The sequence below is a fragment of the Deltaproteobacteria bacterium GWA2_45_12 genome (assembly GCA_001797365.1).
Lineage (GTDB): Bacteria > UBA10199 > UBA10199 > UBA10199 > UBA10199 > UBA10199.
The window spans coordinates 1-6897 of record MGPH01000019.1 but is presented as its reverse complement, the minus strand read 5'-3'; the positions used below and the strand labels follow the sequence as shown (position 1 = coordinate 6897).

The following is a 6897-nucleotide window of genomic DNA, read 5'->3' as shown; positions in this document are numbered from 1 at the left end:
CATGAAGCCACTTTTTTATGGTCCTTAGACTTTTTTACGGTCCTTAGATAAGTCTAAGGTCTTGAAAAGTGAGTCTTTTACGTACATGACACTTATTGAACGATCGTCACGAAAGTGTCATAAAGTTATAAGTTAGGCAAACCCTTCGGTAACCTGATCGGTAAGAGTAAAGAACGTAGAGGACTTTTTTCGTTTATGTCTTTTTTATCATTTGAATCATCCGCTGCGAGGTCTGGCCAATAGCTTTTGAGTAACTTCTCGGTCTTATCCTCAGAGAGCTTGGATTGAAAAATATAGGTCTCCTTTTCGAGTTTTATCTTTTTAAGAAATTCATCAATCTCCCCTTCCCAATCGTAAGGCGACGCCCAAACGCTCTTTTGGATCATTCGAAACCCGAGCGATTTAAGCCCTTTCCTGACCTGGTTACGCAGTCTCCTCTCGGTTTCCTCAATATCGTAGACAATAATTCTCCAAAACCCATCAAATTTCCTTTGCCTAATTCTCAATTGAGGGAATTTTTGAAAAAGATAATCTAAACCTTCAGCCGTAAGCTTATACCGACGGTTCTCCGCTTCCTCCATCCTGCCAATAAATCTCCTCGAAAAAAGTCTATAAAAGGTCCTTTCGATAATTGAATCTTTATTTCCTTCAAAGCATTCCGGGTCCCATCCGGAAGCGGCCCGCATTATCGACCTTGGCGTTGGTATCTCGTACAGAGCCTTTTCCGCGGAAGACAAGACCACAAAAAAAGTCAGGAGAATCTTATCACCAATAGTTAGAGAAGAAAGAATATCTTTCGGCACATGACAATTTTCAAACGATCGTCACTAAAGTGTCAATAACTTATAACATTTTGTGCTTAAATGTTTTTGAAATGCTATTAATTGGGGAGGGTGGAATTTACGTTATTAAAATACGTTATTAAAAGTTGTAGGAAAAATTTCGTGCAACGAAGCCGTCATGTGAGATTTTCTTAACTCTCCTAAACCAACCAGATCAGTTTCTCAATTATCAATCGGCAATTTTCAAATTGAGTGACTTGGCTTAAGGGAATCCTCAAGTTGACGAGAGTCGACTTGAGGAACAACATCCCGTTGGATGAATCACTGGCAACCGTTGGCGCCTTCGCCGCCGTGAGTTTGGAGTCCGGAGATGACTCCCTCATTGACCCAAACCAAAATTCTTTCTTCACTCCCCCTCCCCGCTCTCTGCAGAGCGTTGAAAAGGAGCACTTCGGAGCTCGAGGCACAGCCACTATTCGGCAGGCGGTAGTACTTCACCATCTGCCGTCCTGGCTGGTCCCAGGCAAATTGCAGCTCGCCTGATAACCCCAGAATCTGCCCTTCGGAATCTTCGTGAATGTGGTACTCCTTGACCACATTCCACGTGTCCAGGACTGTCTCTATAGCGATCAATCCGGAAAGATCTCTCTCGGGCTGTGTGGGGACTTCACGGACCTGCGGCTGGGTGCCGAGGACCCCAATCCCCATGATCGCCACGGTGAGCAACGCCGCGGCGACCAACGACCATTTATCCAAGTGTTTCATTTGCTCGCCCTCCTTTTAGGCGATTAAGGGTATTTTACCTTATAACCCTATTGTACTATAAGATATAGTATTTGTCGAGTTACAAAATTTTCATCAAAACGCTTACGATCGTAAGCAAAATGATGCAAATCAACTTCTATCTTCATTTTAGATGCTATCCCTGATTGAGCAGGACTATTGTGGAAAGCAGGATCTGCAAATGCTATAATCACCGAAGTTATGAACAGCCGCATCCTTATATTCTTCACTACTTTAACCCTCATCGTCAGTACAACGACGATAATTTTTCTTTGGGCCAAGGGTTATACAATAAACCGGGAAACGAAAAAGGTCGAAAAAGTCGGCATGATTTCGGTTAAGTCGCTGCCGGACGGAGCCCGTATCTTCCTCGATGGAAACCTGGCTTTAGCCACGAATACAACTCTCGGCAATCTTAAAGGTGGAACTTATAAGCTTCGTCTTGAAAAAGACGGTTATAGCAGCTGGGAAAAGGATGTTCCGGTCAAAGAGGAGCTGGTGACCTTCGTTGACGTCGTCCTGATTCCCCGCAGCGTTGAGATCAAACCTTTAACTACTTCCGGCGTCAATTATCCGGTTATTAACAGCAACAAGGATAAGATCTACTTCATTGCTAAGGTCAATTCTGATCTTGATACTCCACAAAAATCAGGCCTCTGGGCCCTCGATTTAAACTCCTCCATCTTCAATATCTTCAAAACAGCGGCCTCTCTGATTTTTCCGGATACAAAAACGCTCGCCTACTCTTCGGCCGATCTTCTCGACCTCTCTCCCAGTGATAATCAGATGCTTATTAAAATGAACGAGAAAGGCTACTATCTCGCGGACTTGAGCGGCACTGATCTCCCGGTTGCCACGACCACGGCTGTTCCGACACAGAATAATTGGCAAAAGCAAGTCCTCGCGAAAAAGAAAACCCTGTCCGATAAATACAAACTGGGAGTACCGCTTAGTGAAATCAGCACTGACCCTAATACCATCTGGTCTCCGGACGAAAAGAAGTTCGTCTACAAAAAGAAAAATGAAAAAGGCGACTCGTGGCAGTTTTATGTCCGTAACTTGAGCGATCCGTTAGGAGTCGGCGAGGAGAACGAATATCTCGTCGCCACGGTGTCACTCGATAGTAAAACCGAATTCGGCTGGTATCCTGATTCGAAGCACTTAATCACGAGTGAATGCGATTCTGCGAAGCAACCCTGCGTTTCCGGATCAATTCATTTAGTGGAAATAGACGGAACTAATAATACCCAAATCTACTCAGGATCAATGTCTCTAGGCAGCGTCTTCCCGACCCCCGACGGCAGCAAGATTATAATCCTGGCCACCTTCAATCAATCGGCCCCGCCTAATCTTTACGCAATATCGTTGAGATAGTTATTAGTTGGATGGTTCGGTAGTTAGATAGTCGGATAGATTACTCAAAAAATGGACAGGAAAACTGTAGACAATGTTTAAGTTTGAGAATTTAAAAGTATGGCAAAAATCGCTAGACTTTATCGACTTAATCTATTCTCTAACCAAAAACTTTCCCAAAGAAGAAACATTCGGACTAACCTCACAAACTAGAAGGGCATCAGTGTCTGTAGCTTTAAATATAGCCGAAGGTAGTGGTAAAACCACCAATAAGGAGTTCAGAAAATTCCTACACGATAGTCTGGGGTCTCTTAGGGAAAGCGTTACTCTTCTTATAATTTGTAAGAGGCAGATTCTTATAAGTAACGAACAGTTCCTAAAGGCGTACGCAATGGCGGAAGAAATTTCAAAAATGATCTATAAACTGGGGCTCAAAATCATTGATTAAAAGCCACCTAACTATAAACTATCCAACTACCCATCTACCAGACTACCAAACTAGATCCCTTCCTTCACCAGCTTCGCCGTCACAACCAAGCGGTTGAGCGCCGTCCCCGGCGGATCGCAGGTTTGTAGAGTCAGAGTCGGCTCTCCGTATTCACGAAGAAGGGGCGTTAGGTCAAAACCTTTAAAGATCTCTTTATTTTCGATGACGTAGTCATAGCGTTTTCCTTGATAAAAAATGACAATACGGTCTCCTTTTTCCACTTGCCCTAAAAGAGTAAAGACCTTGGCGTACTTTCCAAAATTCCAAAAATCGAGAGCGGAGTGGGCGAAAAGATAAGTGTTACCCGCCCCGCCGGGCTTAGGAGTTTGAGCCGCGTGAGCCACACCCGATTTTAATGCCTCAAAGTAATCTTTATAGGAAGCTATATTGACGTCGGCCACGATCGGAGCGTTAACACCGATTTTTTCGATCACAATCCCGAACTGCGTGGAGATTGGTTCAACGCTGATGGGAGGGTACTTCCTCATCAAAACGCCAAAAGGCGAAATCTCCGTTTCCGGTATAGCTCCAACCTTTTCCAGGGTGTAGTTAATGCCTCTAACCTCACGAATCTTGTACCAAGCCACCTGAATAAAAAGCGGCCCGAAATCGGCCAGAAGTAAAAAAAGTCCGGTGATGATAAGGAAATTTGAAATGGTACGAATGAAAATAAACTTGTTGTTCATATAATGTCAAATTTTACTGACGATCGTCACAGAAAAATGTCAAATTGCGGAAATTAAACGGTTATTAATACCCCAGTTTTTTAAGCCCATTCTCGTACCAAGGCCTTGCCGATTTCTTAGCTTTGGCGGAGGTGATACGGTTAAACATCCAATCAAACTTCTCCTTAACTTTCTCGCGGTTGGTTTTTTCGACTTGCTTAGTAACAAAATACTCAATATTATTCTCGAAGAAACTAACGCTATCGGCATCTTTCAATAAATTTTGGTCTTTATTCCCTCCAACCTCATGCCTCCCGATTAATTCCTTGACGCTATTTATCAGCTTCTTAGAAGCCCCTTCTGCCGCTAAAAAATCCCCGACTAAACGGGCACCATTTTCCTGATGAGAAATTAAATGGCCATCATCTTTAAAACCTTTGCTGGATTTACTGATTTTGGTATAACTTTTATCCCTAAAAGCTCTTTCAATATCGTGGGCGATAGCGGCCACCAAAAGCGCTTCAGAAGCCCTCGGTCGAAGCTTTTTAACCCAATAAACAGTTCTTTCGAAGTGTCTCAAACCTGATAGATCCTCAGCTTTCGTAAAAGACTCAACGACGTACCGTTTTACTTTGTTGAAAAGGTCTGAACTCATAAGTTTATAGTCTCGGCGGTATTCATTTTGGTGTTGTAAATAGCATAACTTGCTTGGGACATCTTTCCTCCAACAATTCCGCAGACGGAACCGGGGTTTAAAAGAAGAGTATTACCGATTGTTTCGTTGCGGGTAACGTGGGTGTGTCCGTAGAAAACGGCGTCATACTCCCCGCTTTTAGCCAGTAATTCAGCCAATCTCGGATAGTGGCAAAAAGCGATTTTTCTCTTGCTCAATTCGATCTCACCAAACTCCTGCGAAAGATTAGTCCAGGTAAAATTAGGACCTCCCTTTTTAAGGAGCCCGATTTGATCCTCGTCATTGTTGCCGAGACAGGTGTAGGTTGGCAGATTAAGGTTGGACAAGAGACCAGCACTGAAAGGAGCGCAGTAATCACCGCAACAAATTACCGCTTCAATCTGACCCTTAACAGCGTCCATAACTTTCTGAAGGTTCAAAATGTGATCGTGGATATCAGAGAGAACGAGAGTTTTCACAGGTTAAATGATACCAAACTATTGATAAACTTTAAACCTAGTGGCAAGTTCCGCAAGGCCTCGCCTTGCAAATGGCTCAACCACGACGTAATTCTAAACCTCGTGGAAAACTTCCTGCGCTTTAGGTTTGAAAAAGGAAACAAAAACCAGCCAGGAGAGAAAAACGATGGCGCCCGAACGGGCTTTATCTAACTCGCCAACCTCTAAGTGAGTCAAAGCAGCTGCATTTTTAATTTCAACAATGGCAATAATTAGCTCTTTTTGAAAATGGGGGGTAGGAAAAGGGGAAATTCGCATGCGCGGCTCTGGTTTGGGGACCGAAATGCTCTTTCACGATATTCGTATTATGCCAAGGGAAGAAAAGAGCTGCACCTTTAGCGAAGGTGTGAAAGGCGTTGTCAAGCTTTTACCCTTGGGCAATAGCTAGTGGTTCCACATCCTTCGCGAATCTCTCGATTGGTGCAGTGTGTCTCAAACTCCAGTGAGAATTTTATCATGTATAATCAGAATTTAGAATATGGTAATAAATGACTTCCCCGAAATTAAGGTCATGTATGTAGAATCGGCCAGAGGAGTCAGAAGCTCGAGGCCGGCTTTCGACAAACTTGAGTCAAAACTTTCGTCCTTAAAGGGGCGAAGGTTTTATGGATTGGTTTTTGGTATCCCACCCAACGATAAATATTGGGCCTGTGTTGAGTTGACGGCTGAGGATAAACCAGAAGAGTGTGGATTTCGCACTGGTGTTGTGCCGGCGGGAAAATACCTTCAAGAAAGAATTGATAATTGGAATGAGAACATCGCCATAGTTGGTAAAACTTTTCAAAGAATCGCCAGAGAAAATGAAACAGATCCGTCTAGACCGTGCGTTGAATTTTACAAAAGCATGAAAGAGATGCTGGTCCGGTTGCCGGTGAAGTAAAAACGCTTGCCCGCCTCGAAGGCCTTCCGCCCGCCTCGCATTGCCTGCCCGACCGATAGGCGGGAACCGGAAGCGAAAAGGACGATTTCAAGTTTTTCCCTGCCTGCCGGCAGGCAGGTTTGGCGGCAGGTACAATTTTATACCTGCCAGCCAGATATAGTCTTGTATCTGGCGGTAAATTCTTTCAATTCAAAAATTTTAGGTTCAGCGATGTCTCTTGAGACCACCTGTAATCTTGTCAGCAATTTTTGCGTCTGTATGAAAAGCGAGCCCCGCAAGATTCATCGAGTCAGGATTTAGTCTTTGCACTGCGGCACGATTATCATCATCGTTGTTCGTTGCAAAAATATCATTAGGAAAAATACTGAAAGCAATTTCGCGCGAAATTGCACGGTCGTAAGTACGTTTGAGTTCCTCTGCATTGCCCTCGAAGACAAATACGGGTTGGCGCAATAATGGAAGGTATCCACGACCAGAAGCGTCAGCATAAGATTTGCCGATGATGTTTGGATCACTCGCAATCCCACCGGCTAAGAAAGCCGTAACGTTCGCGCATTGCCACGGGGCGAGATCCTCCCGAAGCACAACAACAATTTTTGTATTAAAAATCATAGTGTTATTTTACCAAATCTTCCATTGGAAGACCTAACACTTTGGCGATTTTCGCTACAACTTGAACGCTTGGCTTATTGACCGCAATATTACCCCTCTTTTAAACTAACCAGCCTCTTGTTTCTAAACGCCTGCCCGGACCCG

General features: G+C 43.9%; 11 protein-coding genes. 3 read left to right on the top strand and 8 right to left on the bottom strand.

What is annotated here, in order from left to right; genetic code table 11:
• Positions 1–125: 125 nt before the first annotated feature.
• From A2048_10710 to A2048_10700, 3 genes are all read right to left on the bottom strand, one after another.
• Positions 126–686 (bottom strand): CRISPR-associated endonuclease Cas2, encoded by a 561-nt coding sequence (locus A2048_10710; protein ID OGP09920.1) that lies wholly within the window; start codon positions 684–686, stop codon positions 126–128.
• A gap of 417 nt (positions 687–1103) precedes the next feature.
• On the bottom strand, positions 1104–1547 hold the full coding sequence (locus tag A2048_10705; protein ID OGP09919.1) for a hypothetical protein: 444 nt from the start codon (positions 1545–1547) through the stop codon (positions 1104–1106).
• Positions 1548–1594: 47 nt separating this feature from the next.
• A complete protein-coding gene (locus tag A2048_10700) occupies positions 1595–1810 on the bottom strand; it encodes a hypothetical protein (GenBank protein ID OGP09918.1) in 216 nt (71 codons plus the stop codon).
• Between the two features lie 82 nt (positions 1811–1892).
• Here A2048_10700 and A2048_10695 point away from each other — a divergent pair, with 82 nt between their 5' ends.
• Together A2048_10695 and A2048_10690 are read left to right on the top strand one after the other, a co-directional pair.
• Positions 1893–2939 carry a hypothetical protein gene (locus tag A2048_10695; protein ID OGP09917.1) on the top strand — a complete coding sequence of 349 codons (1047 nt, stop codon included), beginning with the start codon at positions 1893–1895 and terminating at the stop codon, positions 2937–2939.
• A 73-nt stretch (positions 2940–3012) separates the two neighbouring features.
• Positions 3013–3366 carry a hypothetical protein gene (locus A2048_10690; protein OGP09916.1) on the top strand — a complete coding sequence of 118 codons (354 nt, stop codon included), beginning with the start codon at positions 3013–3015 and terminating at the stop codon, positions 3364–3366.
• A 50-nt stretch (positions 3367–3416) separates the two neighbouring features.
• Here A2048_10690 and A2048_10685 read toward each other — a convergent pair whose 3' ends face one another.
• From A2048_10685 to A2048_10670, 4 genes are all read right to left on the bottom strand, one after another.
• The gene (locus A2048_10685) at positions 3417–4091 is read right to left on the bottom strand and encodes a hypothetical protein (protein OGP09915.1); all 675 of its coding nucleotides are present in this window, start codon (positions 4089–4091) and stop codon (positions 3417–3419) included.
• Positions 4092–4155: 64 nt separating this feature from the next.
• A complete protein-coding gene (locus A2048_10680; GenBank protein ID OGP09914.1) occupies positions 4156–4725 on the bottom strand; it encodes a hypothetical protein in 570 nt (189 codons plus the stop codon).
• Positions 4722–5165, bottom strand: a complete 444-nt coding sequence (locus A2048_10675; GenBank protein OGP09913.1) for a hypothetical protein — start codon at positions 5163–5165, stop codon at positions 4722–4724. The genes A2048_10680 and A2048_10675 overlap by 4 nt, the downstream gene beginning before the upstream one ends.
• Before the next feature lie 150 nt (positions 5166–5315).
• On the bottom strand, positions 5316–5519 hold the full coding sequence (locus A2048_10670) for a hypothetical protein (GenBank protein OGP09912.1): 204 nt from the start codon (positions 5517–5519) through the stop codon (positions 5316–5318).
• Between the two features lie 220 nt (positions 5520–5739).
• Between A2048_10670 and A2048_10665 the strand changes: the two genes are divergently transcribed.
• A complete protein-coding gene (locus A2048_10665; GenBank protein OGP09911.1) occupies positions 5740–6141 on the top strand; it encodes a hypothetical protein in 402 nt (133 codons plus the stop codon).
• Between the two features lie 204 nt (positions 6142–6345).
• Here A2048_10665 and A2048_10660 read toward each other — a convergent pair whose 3' ends face one another.
• Positions 6346–6753, bottom strand: a complete 408-nt coding sequence (locus A2048_10660) for a hypothetical protein (GenBank protein ID OGP09910.1) — start codon at positions 6751–6753, stop codon at positions 6346–6348.
• Positions 6754–6897 lie beyond the last annotated feature (144 nt).

Coding starts and splice junctions, on each gene's coding strand:
- A2048_10710 (OGP09920.1), bottom strand. CDS start 686: ATGCGGGCCGCTTCCGGATGGGACCCGGAATGCTTTGAAGGAAATAAA.
- A2048_10705 (OGP09919.1), bottom strand. CDS start 1,547: ATGAAACACTTGGATAAATGGTCGTTGGTCGCCGCGGCGTTGCTCACC.
- A2048_10700 (OGP09918.1), bottom strand. CDS start 1,810: ATGAGGGTTAAAGTAGTGAAGAATATAAGGATGCGGCTGTTCATAACT.
- A2048_10695 (OGP09917.1), top strand. CDS start 1,893: ATGATTTCGGTTAAGTCGCTGCCGGACGGAGCCCGTATCTTCCTCGAT.
- A2048_10690 (OGP09916.1), top strand. CDS start 3,013: ATGTTTAAGTTTGAGAATTTAAAAGTATGGCAAAAATCGCTAGACTTT.
- A2048_10685 (OGP09915.1), bottom strand. CDS start 4,091: ATGAACAACAAGTTTATTTTCATTCGTACCATTTCAAATTTCCTTATC.
- A2048_10680 (OGP09914.1), bottom strand. CDS start 4,725: ATGAGTTCAGACCTTTTCAACAAAGTAAAACGGTACGTCGTTGAGTCT.
- A2048_10675 (OGP09913.1), bottom strand. CDS start 5,165: ATGGACGCTGTTAAGGGTCAGATTGAAGCGGTAATTTGTTGCGGTGAT.
- A2048_10670 (OGP09912.1), bottom strand. CDS start 5,519: ATGCGAATTTCCCCTTTTCCTACCCCCCATTTTCAAAAAGAGCTAATT.
- A2048_10665 (OGP09911.1), top strand. CDS start 5,740: ATGGTAATAAATGACTTCCCCGAAATTAAGGTCATGTATGTAGAATCG.
- A2048_10660 (OGP09910.1), bottom strand. CDS start 6,753: ATGATTTTTAATACAAAAATTGTTGTTGTGCTTCGGGAGGATCTCGCC.